The organism is Marinobacter flavimaris (assembly GCF_045057155.1).
Taxonomy (GTDB): Bacteria; Pseudomonadota; Gammaproteobacteria; order Pseudomonadales; family Oleiphilaceae; genus Marinobacter; species Marinobacter manganoxydans.
Window position 1 is genome coordinate 2709359 of record NZ_CP171359.1, and the last position, 14617, is coordinate 2723975.

At 58.2% G+C, this 14617-nt stretch carries 10 protein-coding genes; 3 read left to right on the top strand and 7 right to left on the bottom strand.

Annotated elements, in window-relative coordinates:
* Positions 1–70: 70 nt before the first annotated feature.
* From ACGK9W_RS12825 to ACGK9W_RS12850, 6 genes are all read right to left on the bottom strand, one after another.
* Positions 71–877, bottom strand: coding sequence for a peptidylprolyl isomerase (locus ACGK9W_RS12825; protein ID WP_273083356.1), 807 nt, complete (start codon positions 875–877; stop codon positions 71–73).
* A gap of 64 nt (positions 878–941) precedes the next feature.
* Complete coding sequence (narI, locus tag ACGK9W_RS12830) at positions 942–1619, bottom strand: respiratory nitrate reductase subunit gamma (protein WP_039882107.1); 678 nt, start codon at positions 1617–1619, stop codon at positions 942–944.
* 23 nt (positions 1620–1642) lie between these two features.
* On the bottom strand, positions 1643–2383 hold the full coding sequence (gene narJ, locus ACGK9W_RS12835) for a nitrate reductase molybdenum cofactor assembly chaperone (RefSeq protein WP_008175401.1): 741 nt from the start codon (positions 2381–2383) through the stop codon (positions 1643–1645).
* A gap of 10 nt (positions 2384–2393) precedes the next feature.
* The gene (gene narH, locus ACGK9W_RS12840; protein WP_008175403.1) at positions 2394–3968 is read right to left on the bottom strand and encodes a nitrate reductase subunit beta; all 1575 of its coding nucleotides are present in this window, start codon (positions 3966–3968) and stop codon (positions 2394–2396) included.
* Positions 3965–7708 carry a nitrate reductase subunit alpha gene (locus ACGK9W_RS12845; RefSeq protein WP_008175404.1) on the bottom strand — a complete coding sequence of 1248 codons (3744 nt, stop codon included), beginning with the start codon at positions 7706–7708 and terminating at the stop codon, positions 3965–3967. Before ACGK9W_RS12845 ends, narH begins: the two co-directional genes overlap by 4 nt.
* A 120-nt stretch (positions 7709–7828) precedes the next feature.
* The gene (locus ACGK9W_RS12850; RefSeq protein WP_008175406.1) at positions 7829–9097 is read right to left on the bottom strand and encodes a nitrate/nitrite transporter; all 1269 of its coding nucleotides are present in this window, start codon (positions 9095–9097) and stop codon (positions 7829–7831) included.
* Positions 9098–9278: 181 nt separating this feature from the next.
* Between ACGK9W_RS12850 and ACGK9W_RS12855 the strand changes: the two genes are divergently transcribed.
* The 3 genes from ACGK9W_RS12855 to ACGK9W_RS12865 all read left to right on the top strand — a co-directional run bounded on the left by ACGK9W_RS12855 (position 9279) and on the right by ACGK9W_RS12865 (position 12375).
* Positions 9279–11138, top strand: a complete 1860-nt coding sequence (locus ACGK9W_RS12855; protein ID WP_288366610.1) for a histidine kinase — start codon at positions 9279–9281, stop codon at positions 11136–11138.
* 17 nt (positions 11139–11155) lie between these two features.
* Entirely contained in the window at positions 11156–11815 is a 660-nt protein-coding gene (narL, locus tag ACGK9W_RS12860) for a two-component system response regulator NarL (RefSeq protein WP_273083364.1), read from the top strand.
* A gap of 68 nt (positions 11816–11883) precedes the next feature.
* Positions 11884–12375, top strand: a complete 492-nt coding sequence (locus ACGK9W_RS12865) for an SCP2 domain-containing protein (protein ID WP_288366612.1) — start codon at positions 11884–11886, stop codon at positions 12373–12375.
* 10 nt (positions 12376–12385) lie between these two features.
* Here ACGK9W_RS12865 and ACGK9W_RS12870 read toward each other — a convergent pair whose 3' ends face one another.
* The gene (locus ACGK9W_RS12870; protein WP_008175413.1) at positions 12386–14374 is read right to left on the bottom strand and encodes a bifunctional diguanylate cyclase/phosphodiesterase; all 1989 of its coding nucleotides are present in this window, start codon (positions 14372–14374) and stop codon (positions 12386–12388) included.
* Positions 14375–14617 lie beyond the last annotated feature (243 nt).

A 14617-nucleotide genomic window follows, 5' to 3' on the forward strand; every position in this document is an offset into this window, starting at 1 on the left:
GCCATCCATGGCTGCAGACAGTTTTGGAAAGGGGGTTCCTGCCAGTCTCCAGGCTTTGGTCGCGCGCCTTTTACTGCATTAGTGGCGAGTCGGGCAGCTCGAGATCTACTCCTTCTACGCCAGTTTCCGCTGCCAGAACCTGCAGGTACTGACGAAACGCCCGGCGGGTTACACTCTCGCTCAGGTACTGTCGGATCTGGGGTTTGACGTGCTCATACGGGAGCTGCTGGCCGTCGATGCGTTGGTCGACGCGGACGATGTGCCAGCCGTAGCGGGTTTCGATCAGTTCCGGGTTCAGGCCCTCTTCCAGGGACAGGACGGGGCGCTCGAATTCGTCCACTGTCTGGCCCTTGCTGATCTGGCCGAGGCTGCCGCCCTGGTGGCGGGATTCGCAGGCAGAGTATTGTTTGGCCAGTTCGGCGAACTGGGAGCGGCCGTCGATGAGGGACGACAGCAGCTGTTGGCCGGCTTCTTCCTGGCGGATGCGTTCCTGGACGTCGTCCGGGGCAGCAGCGAGGAGGATGTGGCTGACGGCCATCAGCGTTGGGCTGCGGAAGCGGGCCGGGTTGGCGTTATAGAAGCGTTCGCAGTCCTGTTCGGTGGGGTCCGGGACGTTGAGTTCGAGTTCCAGTACCCGGGCAATGCGGTCTTCCTCGTCGGCGATGTCGTCGAGCTTGAGGCGGCTGGCCTGTTGCAGGAGGAGCTCGCGGATGACGAGGCTTCTGGCAGCGTCGTGCCAGGCTTCGGCCACTTCTTCGGCCGGGTGGTGCTGCATTTCCCGGGCGATGTCGTCTTCGCCGATGAGGGTTTCACCCACGGTGACCGGCGGGAACTGGTTTCTGGGCTTTTCGGCGTCGCCGACGGGGATGAGTTGCATAGCAATAACCTCAGTAAACATGGGGTCAGACGAACGCTTTCATCTGACCCCGTTTTCATTTGCATCAAGCGCGCTTGCGAACCACCTGGTACTTCCGTCCGAAATACTCCACCGGCACACTGAGCATGTGCACCAGTCGGGTAAACGGGAAGAGTACGAAGATGGTCAGGCCCAGGAAGATGTGGGTCTTGTAGATCCAGTGCACGTCGGCAATGTAGCCGGCCACGCCGCCCTGGAGGGTGACAATGCCCTGGGCCCAGGCAGAGAACTTGAGCATGGTGCTGCCATCCAGGTGACCCATGGTGGGCAGAATGGTCAGCAGGCCGAGTGCCAGCTGAATGACAAGGATGACGATGATCATGTTGTCCGCAAAGGTGCTGCTGGCCTTGATACGTGGATCAGTCAGACGACGCCAGGCGAGCATGCCGCCGCCAATGATAGCCATGATGCCGGCAATACCACCCACCACGATCGCCATGATCTGCTTGGTGCCGGGTGTCATGAACGGCTCGTAGAACGCGTGCGGTGTCAGCAGGCCCACCAGATGGCCGAAGAAGATCACCAGTACGCCGACGTGGAACAGCACGCTGGCCATCACCATGTTTTTCTTGCGCAACATCTGGCTGGAATGGGCTTTCCAGGTGAACTGGCCCTGGTCGTAACGGGCCCAGGTGCCGATCACGAGGATCGCGATAGCAATGTAGGGATAAACCCCGAACAGTAGTGTATTGAGATAGGACATCATTTCCGTTTCCTCCTGCGCCCTCAGGCGCGCCCTGCCTGACGGGGTGTTGCGTCCGTCATCAGCTGATCACTCAGGTGAATGGTCTGGGTCTGTTCCAGTTCCCGGCGGCGTTGGCCTACAACACTGCCGGTACTGCAGGAGCTGCCCTGATCATCAACAAACTTCACCATTTCCTCTTCCCAGACCTTGTCCAGAGCCTCCGGGGTGTCGTCGCGCTCTTCCGAGGCGACGATCCGGGCCAGCTCCTGGCGGTTTGCCGCACGCCCGGAGAGGGTCAGCAGCGAGTCCATCACCACGTGATAGAAGCTTTCCCGCTGGTACAGACGCTCACCCAGCAAGCCCAGGATGTGGTGGATGTCCTCCAACCAGTTCCGGATCTCGTCCCAGGGTCGGGTTGAGAGGTATTCCAGGAACAGTGGCAGGTAGTCCGGCAGTTCCCTGGCGTCGATTTCCAGACCGTTGCTGCGATATTCTTCCATCAGGTCCACCATGGCCTGGCCACGGTCGCGGGATTCCCCGTGCACGTGCTCGAACAGCAGCAGGGACGTGGCCCGGCCCTTGTCGAACATACCCACGTAGTTCTCCTGCATGTCCAGAAGGTCGCCATCGCAGACCATTTCCACGCAGCGCAGCAGTTGCTCCTTGTTCTGCCTCGGCAGCCGGCTGTCCTCAAGGACAGCGGCAATCAGGGCATCTTTGGAGGCCTGGAGTTCTTCGGTCGGGTACTCGAGCACCCGGGCCAGTACTTTTAAGAGTTGCATCTTGGCCTCCTTATTCCTGCAGCTGTTTCGGGTCAACCTGCTTCACGGTCGACAGCTTCTGGACCATGCTGGTGGTCTGTTTGCGGCCACCGAACATGTTGAACTTGCTGTCGCCGTTGCAGCCTTCACCGAAGCTGAAGCCGCAACCGTTGCGCTCGCCATGGGCGGTGGCATCGGGGAAGGCTTCTTTCGCCAGCTCGCGGTGGCTGGTGGGAATCACGAAGCGGTCCTCGTAGTTGGCGATGGCCAGGTAGCGGTACATCTCGTCCGCCTGGGCCTTGGTCAGACCGGCTTCTTCAAGGGCGCGCAGGTCTTCCTTGCCTTCAACGGTCTCGGCACGCTTGTACAGACGCATGGCCATGATCCGCTTGAGAGCCCGGACAATCGGCTTCTCGTCACCAGCTGTAAGCAGGTTGGCCAGATACTTCACCGGGATCCGCAAGCTTTCGATCTTCGGCAGTATGCCGTCGAATTCGACCTTGCCGGCTTCCGCCGCGGACTGGATCGGGCTCAGGGGCGGCACGTACCAGACCATGGGCAGGGTGCGGTATTCCGGGTGCAGCGGCAGGGCCAGTTTCCAGTCCACCGCCATCTTGTACACCGGGCTCTGCTGGGCGGCTTCGATCACGTTCATCGGGATGCCGTCTTTCTTCGCCTGCTCGATCACTTTCGGGTCGAACGGATCCAGGAAGATTTCCAGCTGCTTTTCATAGAGTTCATGCTCGCCCGGGGCGCTGGCCACTTCCTCGATGCGGTCTGCGTCGTAAAGCAGCACACCGAGATAGCGAATCCGGCCAACACAGGTCTCGGAGCACACGGTGGGCATGCCGGCTTCGATCCGCGGATAGCAGAAAATGCACTTCTCGGACTTGCCGGTTTTCCAGTTGAAGTAGATCTTCTTGTACGGGCAGCCGGAGACACACATCCGCCAGCCACGGCACTTGTCCTGGTCGATCAGGACGATGCCGTCTTCCTCACGCTTGTAGATGGCACCACTCGGGCAGCTGGCAACACACGCCGGGTTCAGGCAGTGCTCGCACAGGCGCGGCAGGTACATCATGAAGGTGTTTTCGAACTGGCCGTAGATATCCGCCTGTACCTGGTCAAAGTTCTTGTCCTTGCGGCGCTTGGCGAACTCGGTACCCAGGATTTCTTCCCAGTTGGGACCCCATTCGATTTTCTGCATGCGCTGGCCGGAGATCAGCGAGCGCGGCCGGGCAACCGGCTGGTGCTTGCTGTCGCCAGCGGTGTGCAGGTGCTGGTAGTCGAAATCGAACGGCTCGTAGTAGTCGTCGATCTGGGGCAGGTCCGGGTTGGCGAAGATGTTCGCCAGTACCCGGAAACGGCCACCGATCTTCGGGCGGATCTTGCCGGAGCTGTCACGCATCCAGCCGCCCTTCCACTTGTCCTGGTTCTCCCACTCTTTCGGGTAGCCGATACCGGGCTTGGTCTCGACGTTGTTGAACCAGGCGTATTCCATGCCTTCACGGCTGGTCCATACGTTTTTGCAGGTGACTGAACAGGTGTGGCAACCGATGCACTTGTCCAGGTTCAGCACCATGCCGACTTGGGAACGGATCTTCATTTTACAGCCTCCTGAACAGTGTCATTGCCTTCACCGTCGAGCCAGTCGACGTTGTGCATCTTGCGAACCACCACGAATTCGTCGCGGTTGGAACCTACGGTTCCGTAGTAGTTGAAGCCGTAGGAATACTGGGCGTAGCCGCCGATCATGTGGGTCGGCTTCGGGCACACCCGGGTGACCGAGTTGTGGATACCGCCACGGGTACCGGTAATTTCCGAGCCCGGAATGTTCACGATCCGCTCCTGGGCGTGGTACATCATCACCATGCCGGGCATCACCCGCTGACTCACAACCGCCCGGGCTGCAATGGCGCCATTGGCGTTGAACAGCTCGATCCAGTCGTTGTCCTCAATGGCCAGTTCTTTTGCGTCGTCCTCACTCAGCCACACAATCGGGCCACCGCGGGACAGGGTCAGCATCAACAGGTTGTCGCTGTAGGTGCTGTGGATACCCCACTTCTGGTGCGGCGTGATCCAGTTCAGCGCTTTCTCGGCGTTGCCGTTGCTGCGCTGGTTGATCATGCTGCTGACCGTCTTGGTGTTGATCGGCGGGCGATACACCAGCAGGCTCTCGCCGAAGGCGCGCATCCACTCGTGGTCCTGGTAGAACTGCTGACGACCAGTCAGGGTGCGCCAGGGGATCAGCTCATGGACGTTGGTGTAACCGGCGTTGTAGGAGACATGCTCGTCTTCCAGACCAGACCAGGTCGGGCTGGAGATGATCTTGCGCGGCTGCGCCACGATATCCCGGAAGCGGATCTTTTCCTCTTCCTTGTTCTTCGCCAGATGGGTGTGGTCCAGGCCGGTCATTTCTGACAACGCAGCCCAGGCTTTCACCGCAACCTGGCCGTTGGTTTCCGGGGCCAGTGTCAGGATGACCTCGGCTGCATCAATGGCACTCTCGATCTTCGGACGGCCTGCGTTCGCCCCCTCGATGTGGGTGTAGTTCAGATCCTTGAGGAAGTTCACTTCCTTCTCGGTGTTCCAGTTGATGCCCTTGCCACCGTTACCCAGCTTGTCCATCAAAGGACCAAGCGAAGTGAAGCGCGCGTAGGTGTTCGGGTAGTCCCGCTCAACGGTGATGAAGTTGGGCGCGGTCTTGCCCGGGATCAGGTCGCACTCGCCGCGCTTCCAATCCTTCACATCAAACGGCTGGCCCAGCTCGGCCGGAGCGTCGTGCAGCAGCGGCAGGGTAACCACGTCTTTCTCGACACCCAGGTGGCCTTCGGTGGCCTTGGAGAACGCCTTGGCAATGCCCTTGTAGATCTCCCAGTCACTGCGCGCTTCCCAGGCCGGATCGGTAGCGGCGGTCAGCGGGTGGATGAACGGGTGCATGTCGGAGGTATTCAGATCGTTCTTCTCGTACCAGGTGGCCGTTGGCAGAACGATGTCTGAATACAGACAGGTGGTGGACATACGGAAATCCAGGGTCACCAGCAAGTCGAGCTTGCCTTCCGGCGCCTCGTCATGCCATTTGACCTCTTTCGGCTTGGCGCCACCTTCGTGGCCCAGATCCTTGCCCTGCAGGCCACTCTTGGTACCCAGCAGGTACTTGAGCATGTACTCGTGGCCCTTACCGGAGGACCCCAGCAGGTTGGATCGCCAGATAAACATATTGCGCGGATGGTTCTGGGGCGCTTCCGGATCCTCACTGGCAAACGCCAGGGAACCGTCCTTCATGGACTGCGCCACATAGTCCGACACTTCCATTCCGGCTTTTTCCGCCTCGGCAGCAATACCCAGCGGGTTGCGGTTGAGCTGCGGGGCAGACGGCAGCCAGCCCATGCGCTCGGCGCGCACGTTGTAGTCAATCAGGCTGCCGCCGAATTTGGACTTGTCCGCCAACGGCGACAGGATCTCATCGACACCCAGCTTCTCGTAACGCCACTGACCGGAGTGGGCGTAGAAGAAGGAGGTGGAGTTCATATGCCGGGGCGGACGCTGCCAGTCCAGACCAAAGGCCAGGGGCTGCCAGCCGGTCTGCGGACGCAGCTTTTCCTGGCCTACATAGTGAGCCCAACCGCCACCGCTCTGGCCGATACAGCCACACATGATCAGCATGTTGATCAGGCCGCGGTAGTTCATGTCCATGTGGTACCAGTGGTTCATACCGGCACCGACGATGACCATGGACCGGCCCTTGGTCTTGTCGGCGTTGTCGGCAAACTCACGGGCAATACGGATCACTTTCTCGGCGGGGACGCCGGTGATCTTTTCCTGCCACGCAGGGGTGTAGGGCTTCACTTCGTCATAGGAAGTGGCACCGTCGTCCTCGCCCAGGCCACGGCTGATGCCGTAGTTGGCCACCATCAGGTCGTAAACGGTGACCACGCGCCCTTCGGAGCCGTCCGCCAGCTGCACCTTGCGGGTACCCAGCTTGTGCTTGAGGATGTCCTTGATTTCCACGTGCTTGAAGTGGTCGTGCTCGATACCACCGAAGTACGGGAAGGCAACGTCCACAACGTCATCGTGCTTCTCGACCATGGACAGCTGCAGGTTGACGTCGGAGCCCTTGGCGGTTTGCTTCAGGTTCCACTTGCCCTTTTCGCCCCAGCGGTAGCCAATGGAACCATTGGGCGCCGTCAGCTCACCGGAGGCCTCATCGATCGCGATGGTTTTCCACTCGGGGTTGTTTTCTTCACCCAGCCCGTCCACCAGGTCACTGGCGCGCAGGAAGCGGCCCGGCACGAAGCTGCCGTCATCCTTCTCTTCCAGCATGACCAGGTAAGGCATGTCGGTGTAGCGACGCACGTAGTCGGTGAAGTACTCACTGGGGTTGTCGACGTGGAACTCTTTCAGGATCACGTGGCCCATGGCCATGCCCAGAGCGGCATCGGTGCCCTGCTTGGGGTTCATCCACTCGTCGGACAGCTTGGAGACTTCGGCGTAATCCGGAGTAATGGCGACGGTCTTGGTGCCCTTGTAGCGAACTTCGGTAAAGAAGTGGGCGTCCGGGGTACGGGTCTGGGGTACGTTGGAGCCCCAGGCAATGATATAGCCGGAGTTGTACCAGTCTGCGGATTCAGGCACGTCGGTCTGCTCACCCCAGGTTTGCGGGGAGGCCGGCGGCAGGTCGCAGTACCAGTCGTAGAAGCTCATGCAGACGCCACCGATCATGGACAGGTAACGGCTGCCGGCTGCGTAGGAGACCATGGACATGGCAGGAATCGGCGAGAAGCCGATGATGCGGTCTGGGCCATGCTTTTTGGCGGTGTAAACGTTGGAGGCGCCAATCAGCTCGTTGACTTCATCCCAGCTTGAGCGCACGAACCCGCCCATGCCACGGCGGGGCTTGTACTCAGCGGTTTTCTTGGGGTCTTCCACGATAGAAGCCCAGGCCTCCACCGGATCATTGAACTGCATGCGCGCGGCACGCCAAAGCTTCATCAGATGCTTGCGCATCAGCGGGTATTTCAGCCGGTTGGCGCTGTACATGTACCAGGAGTAGCTGGCACCACGGGGGCAGCCACGGGGCTCGTGGTTAGGCAGATCCGGACGGGTACGGGGATAGTCGGTTTGCTGGGTTTCCCAGGTAACCAGGCCGTTCTTGACGTAAATTTTCCAGCTGCAGGAGCCGGTGCAGTTTACGCCGTGGGTGGAGCGCACAACTTTGTCGTGCTGCCAGCGCTGGCGGTAGCTGTCTTCCCACTCGCGGCTGACTTCGTGGGTTTCGCCGTGTCCGTTCGCGAACGGCTCGCGCTTCTTCCTGAAGTAACTCAGTTTATCGATCAAATGACTCATGGTCTCTCTCCGTCTGCCGGATCGTTTCTCCGATTTGAGACCATTGTGTGTGAGAAAAACCGCGAAATCTGCGTGGTTACTACCTCATAACCCGTTTCTACCACCCTGGGGGTAGGTGGCTTATATCCCCGGGTGGAGTAGGTGTTCACGCTCGTGTCGGCGACTTTCCCGGGCAAACAGGAAAAGACAGCCCACAAGCAGCAGGAAGAGAATCATGAAGACCGCACTGCGGATACCCAGCCAGTGGTTAACGCTGCTGAAAATCACCGGCAGAACAAAGGCTACGGAACAGGCACTCACCAGCAGCAAGCCGGCAACAAAGGCCGCCACCGAACGATTTTCAACAATAACCAGCCGCTGGAGGCTACCCATGGTGCAGCCCATGGCCAGCCCGAGCGTGACGACAAACACACCCTCCAGTTGCATGGGCAGGGCAAATTCAACCCGGATAGTGGCGTCAACGCCCTGGATAAACAGGGTCATGGGTGGGTAGGACAAAACAAACAGCGCCATCAGACAGACCATCAGTGCTCGGCTGACAACCCTTGCACTGCCGAACCGATCGGCAAATCCGCCTCCCACAATCTGGGCCAGGGCCCCGGGAATCACAAACCATTGAGCCAGGCGCGCGCCGGAATCCACTGACAGATCGAACTGTGACGACAAATAATCCGGCAGCCACAAAGCCAACGCAAAGAAGCTGCCGGCGACAACGCCAAAATAGCCACAAAGCTGACCGGCCCGCCTCGTCTGCATGCGGTGGAGCAGCACCCGGACTGAGGTTTCGGCGGTCGGGTCCGCCTCGGCGTCTTCCGGATCGGTAAGCATGACCAGCAGCGCAAGCACCAGCAACAGCACGATCAGATAGGCCAGCGGCACCCCGTGCCAGGAAAAGGCCTCATGGAACAGTGGCACCAGGTAGTAGTTGAATCCCGCGCCGGTCACACCGGCGCCAAACACCCCGAGCACAAGGCCCAGGCGTCTAGATTCACAGTGTCCTGTCACGAACTGCAACCCGGCACTGTAGAATCCACCCGCCAGCCCGAGGCCGCCGGCGGCAATCAGGTACCCGGGGAAGGTATCGGTGGTCAGAAGTATCACCATGCAGGCTGCGAGTCCGGCCAGGCAAATCAGCATGATCCGGCGGGCGCCGAATTTCTGCGCCGCCAGGCCCGCTGGAACGGCCAGCGCCGCGCCCACCGCCATCGGCATCGCCAGCAGGAATCCAAACTGCAAGTCGCTGAGAGCCAGCTCCGAACGCAGATGGACTCCGGCCACCGCAAACAGAGTCCAGCACCCGGCAGCAACAACAAAGCCCGCCACCGCCAACGGCAGCACCACTGCCAATGACGCCAGCCGGTCATCTGCATGATCCGTTTCGGACTTCATTACTGTCGCTCTTCTGGAAACCTGTTTTTCAGTTTCTTCTTTTGATCATAAAAGGGTCAAAGATTATGATGGGTTACCAACTATTGGGGTAATTGACTATCCTCAAGGAGGTATCACCGAATCTTGGTGCGGGGCATAATTCACCCACCCCCGCCACACGCATTGATGCGCAAGAGACTGAATGAAATCCAGAAGCCCGCTTGTAAACCGAATCGCCCTCGTTGTTGGCGCCGTGGTGGTGACAGCCCTTGTCAGCATGGCGACCACGCTTGCGGTTTCCAAAAGCATCGAAGGCAATGCCACCGCGATCAATCTGGCGGGCGCCCTGCGCATGGGGGCCTTTCAGTTGCTTGCCCGGAGCGCGGGGCCTGTCGTTTCAGAATCCGGGGAGCGCTCAATCGGGCAGATGCTGGAGCGCTACGAGACCAAGTTGGCTGACGCCAGCATTACCGACGCCATCCCCGAGAACCGTGACCATCCTCTGGCCGCCCAGTACGAGGCCATTCTTCAATCCTGGGAAACCGTGCTTCGGCCTGCCCTGCAGGAACACGACCAGAGCACCCCCATTTCCGCGGCCATGCTCGCTTCAACGCAGCAATACGTTGATAACGTAGACCAGCTGGTCAATATGCTGGAACAGCGAACCGAAGCCCGTATTGACCTGCTGCACCTGATTCAGATCATCAGCCTGGCTTTTTCCATTCTTATCATCGTGGCGCTGTTCATCGATCTGAAAAACCGTATTTTGCGGCCACTGCGCAAGCTGGTCAGCATCGCCATCGCCGTGGGCGACCAGGACTTTTCCCGTAAGGCCAACCTGAGCGGCTCCGACGAGCTGGCACAACTTGGCCAGGCCTTTGACCAGATGACCAGCGAGCTGGCACTGACCTATTACGAGCTGGAAGAAAGGGCCCGCCTGAAAACGGAAGAGCTTGAAAGGAGCCACGCGGCCCTTCAACTCCTGCATTCCGCAAGCCGGGACCTGTTTGCCAAACACGACCTGTGCAATGGGGCGATCCCCATGCTTCAGGAGCTTGAGCAGCTACTGGGCATTGGCCCGATCCGCCTCTATCTCCATGACAAGGAATCCTCAGAGCCAATTCAAGCAATCACGACCGCCAGCCGGGAACGGCCCTTCTACTGCCGTGATCACCACTGCAATGCCTGCCTGGTGACGCCAGAGGCCTATGACGAGCTTCCCGTGGAATCCAACGACGGTCGGCGGCTCCTGCTACCGATCCGTACCCCCGGACAGCTGCTGGGTACACTGGAGGTCTGGTACCCGGCTGAGGAAGGTCTTTCGAAAACCTCCCGGCGGCTGTTGGAAACCCTCAGCGACCAGCTGGCCACGGCCATTTTCCTGGAACGGCAGATTACCGAGGAGCAGCAGCAGACGCTTGCTGAAGAACGCACAGTGATCGCCCGGGAACTTCATGATTCCCTGGCACAGTCACTTTCATACCTGAAAATGCAGGTTGCCCGGTTGCGCCGCCTTAACATCGACGGCGAGCAACAAAAAACTCACGAGGCGATTCTCGACGAACTCAGTACCGGCCTGAACAGTGCCTATCGCCAGTTGCGGGAGCTGCTGGCGACGTTCAGGCTGAAGCTGGACACGCCGGATCTTGCTACTGCCCTGCAGAAGACCATTGAAGAATTTTCCGAGCGGCTGGGTAAGCCGGTTGGGCTGCAGTACAATCTGCCGCCCCAGACCCTGTCGCCAAATGAAGAGATCCATACCCTGCAGATTGTGAGGGAAGGCCTGGCCAACGCGGTCAAACACGCAGATGCCACGGACATAACCGTGGATGTTCTGTTCGAATCGCCACAAGTACGGGTGCGGATCCGGGATAATGGCAAGGGCCTGCCCGGTAGCGACCAGCCCGTCAATCATTATGGCCTGATCATCATGCAGGACCGCGCCCGGACCCTGGGCGGCAAGGTCGAAGTAAGCAACCGGGATGAAGGGGGTGTGGAAGTCACCCTGGGATTTGTTCCCAAAAGCCGAAACCTGATTCCCACAGAAGCATCAAATGCCTGACCAAAAGAGAGAACCCGATGTCTGAGTCACCCGCAAGTATTCTGTTGATCGACGATCACCCGCTTCTTCGCCAGGGCATCAAACAGTTGATCGATATGGAAGACGATATGAGCGTGGCCGGGGAGGCCAGTAACGCTGCCGACGGCATCCGGCTGGCCACCGAACTGGAGCCCGACCTGATCCTGATGGACCTGAACATGCCCGAAATGGACGGCATCGAAGCGCTCAGAAGACTTCGGGAACAGAACATCAGCTCCCGCATTGTGATGTTCACCGTGTCGGACCAGGAGGATGACGTGGTGGCGGCACTCCGGGCCGGTGCGGACGGCTACCTGCTGAAGGACATGGAACCGGAAGACATGATCAACCAGCTTCATCAGGCGGCGGTCGGCAAAATGGTGATCAGTGACCGATTGACTACCCTGCTGGCCGAGGCCCTGCGCTCCAACAAGCCCCAACAGGCATCACGCCCGGATTTCGACAGCCTGACACCGCGGGAGAAGGATATCTTGCGGCTGATTGCAGAGGGCCTTTCAAACAAGATGATTGGTCGCAAGCTCGACATCAGCGACGGCACCGTGAAAGTCCATGTGAAACACCTGCTGAAGAAACTGAACCTGCGCTCAAGGGTGGAAGTGGCCGTTTGGGCAGTGGAAGAAGGCCTCCACAAGGGCTGAGTTATATCAAATCGTTCCAGAGCACTTTGCTTTACTCTGTGCCGGTTACTGACCGCCCGGAGTAAAGCATGGCTTTTTCACTACCTTCCATTGCCTCCCTGAACTCTCCCCTGATTGGGCAAACGGTTTCCGTCCTTCGGGAGTACCTGCCCTCCCCCGCGCCCATGCTAGGCGCTATTGATCGCAGAATCCCGGTGCCCCTCAAGCAGCTGGCTGCAGAAGCGCCGCTGAATGGCATTTTTGCCCAGGCCATTGATGACGGAGAATTCGATGACTTCGAAGGCCGCCGGATTCGCCTAGAGGTGAACGGCGGACAACCCGGCATCACCATTGGCTTCTGGGCCGGCCGACTCCGGGTGATCGACGGCCCCGGGGAGGCAACCATCCGGGGCTCGCTGACCGCCTTCAGAACCCTGGCGGAACGTCGACAGGACCCCGACCAGCTGTTTTTCCAGAGGAGGCTGGTTATTGAAGGCGACACGGAGCTGGGCCTGGGCGTAAAAAACCTGCTGGATAGCCTGGAGTGGTGTCTCAGTCTGCGAAATCTATTGCGGCAATAGCTCTCTTGCGTTAGCGATGTTTTAGCCATTCGGGAAAGGGCCGCCAACTGGCAACCCATGCTGGCAGCTTTTCGGGCTCCATTGGCGGCGAGATGGCATAGCCCTGTGCGACCTCACAACCAAGCTCCAGCAAGATTTCACCCTGACGAACCGTCTCCACACCTTCCGCAATAAATTGTTTGCGAAATACCCGGGACAACTCGATAACACTCCGGAGTATCGAGTGGTTTTCCAGATCATTTTCGGCGCCAGAAACGAATTCCCTGTCGAGTTTCAGAGTTTCTACTGGCAGCTGTTTAAGATACGACAATGAAGAGTAGCCGGTTCCAAAATCATCGAGTGAGAAAACCACACCCAGAGCCTGGCACGCTGAGATGGTAGCCACGGCCTGCCCCAGATCACCCAGCGTTGCGGATTCAAGAATCTCAAGATCCAGTCGAGAGGGATTGATGTCCGGAAATTCCTTGAGAATATTTGTCAGGGTCTCAGGAAACGCCTCGGACTGCAGATGCAAGGCAGCAATGTTAACGCTCACCTTCAGTTCGAGGTTCTGCTGATCCCAACGTTGCATTTGCCGCAGCGATTCCCGCAGAACCCACTCCCCAACTGAGATGCTCAGATTGTGGTGTTCAATTGCCGGCAGAAACTTGCCCGGAGACATCAACCCTTTGTCCGGGTGTTGCCAGCGTATCAGCGCCTCAGCCCCGACGATCTCGCCCGTTCGCAGGTTAACTTTGGGCTGATACAGGAGCCGGAAATTGTTTCTGGTAAGGGCCTCACGGATTCCTGACAGAATTATCTCTCTGGCACGGTAACGGCCCTGTTCTTCAGCATCCAGATATAGCCAGTCGCCTTTCGCTTCGTGCTTGGCAAGGAACAGTGTCTGGTTCGCTTTGCGAAGCAAACTATCAGCATCCGAAACCGTCTGCTCCACGACAAACACGATACCGGCCGTGAATTCGACGATCACTTGCTGATCATTCAAATGAAAGGCCTGCAGGCCCGATAGGCGCAGAGCTTCGAGCGTGGATTCTATTTCGCTCGTATCTGGTAGTAGCAGTATAAACTCATCGCCCCCTGTTCGGGCGAGGCGGGCTCCCGACGGGATTGAATCAAGCCAACGTCGCGTGAGAAGCTTGAGGAAATAATCGGCGGTGTCTTCGCCGAGCGTGGCATTGATCATCACAAAATCATCAAGATCAATAGCAACCACAGCACCCGACCAGCCCGACCCACTCTGACCTATTCCTTGTAACTGCTTCCTGAGTGCTTGAACGATTCCATTTCTGTTTAACAAGCCTGTCAACGGATCCTCAAATGCGAGCGCTTCCAGTTGTATTTGATATTCGCTGGCCTGATTATCCAAGGCCTCCTTTATTTGCTCTTGCTGAAGACGGTGCAGTTCATCTTCGGTTCGCAGTCGCGCCATTTTTTCCCGCATCAACTGAATGGTGCTTGCAGACAATTTGCCATAGATTTCGAGCAGCGCGCTGACCAGCACAGAAATGGAACCGCTCAACTCGGAATCCACCTTCTCGCTCGCCTCTCCGACCGTTAGCCCCTGATCCATCGCCCGAATGGTAAGCGCCATACGTCGGTCTGATTCAAGAATATGAAAAGCCAGCCACTTGGTAAGATAGTCAAATAGCTCGGTCAGTTTTTCTTCGTGGGATCCAGGCCCTTGCTTGAGCATCTGAATTCGCGCAAAAAACATTTGGTGGTTGTCGTGGTGATTCTTGGCCATTTCCGAATCGCCCAGGGCGCGATCCCAGATCTGCTCTTCAAACTGGAAGTGATAGGATGCATAAGACAGCAGTTCGTCCATTACCCGATCTGCCGTCATTTCCGAAGCATCTGAGGCAAAATGCCACGCTAGTCGATTCAGAATCTCCACCAGGGCTTTATGCTGATCATCAATATCCCCAAACCCGGTCTCAAAATTCCTGTTCCAGGGAAAAATCTCGAAAGTCGTTGATCCGTCAAACTGTGATTTCGCCAACTGATATCACCTCTATCGAAAAGCCGGTAGTCACAGAATAGCGCAAGACGCAGACAACAACCTGCCGAATCGTTCAGCGCGACTAGTCAGTTAAGTCTGCACTTACCCATGATTAGGTGGACCTGTTATGGGTATCGCAACGACGCTGATAGTGGGCGAAAATTAAACAGCAAACTCTGGAACTCAATCTCGTTGAACCGATGAACAGCCTATCCCAAAACTCCCACAGGACGTTACAACCAC

Coding starts and splice junctions, on each gene's coding strand:
- ACGK9W_RS12825 (WP_273083356.1), bottom strand. CDS start 877: ATGCAACTCATCCCCGTCGGCGACGCCGAAAAGCCCAGAAACCAGTTC.
- narI (WP_039882107.1), bottom strand. CDS start 1,619: ATGTCCTATCTCAATACACTACTGTTCGGGGTTTATCCCTACATTGCT.
- narJ (WP_008175401.1), bottom strand. CDS start 2,383: ATGCAACTCTTAAAAGTACTGGCCCGGGTGCTCGAGTACCCGACCGAA.
- narH (WP_008175403.1), bottom strand. CDS start 3,968: ATGAAGATCCGTTCCCAAGTCGGCATGGTGCTGAACCTGGACAAGTGC.
- ACGK9W_RS12845 (WP_008175404.1), bottom strand. CDS start 7,708: ATGAGTCATTTGATCGATAAACTGAGTTACTTCAGGAAGAAGCGCGAG.
- ACGK9W_RS12850 (WP_008175406.1), bottom strand. CDS start 9,097: ATGAAGTCCGAAACGGATCATGCAGATGACCGGCTGGCGTCATTGGCA.
- ACGK9W_RS12855 (WP_288366610.1), top strand. CDS start 9,279: ATGAAATCCAGAAGCCCGCTTGTAAACCGAATCGCCCTCGTTGTTGGC.
- narL (WP_273083364.1), top strand. CDS start 11,156: ATGTCTGAGTCACCCGCAAGTATTCTGTTGATCGACGATCACCCGCTT.
- ACGK9W_RS12865 (WP_288366612.1), top strand. CDS start 11,884: ATGGCTTTTTCACTACCTTCCATTGCCTCCCTGAACTCTCCCCTGATT.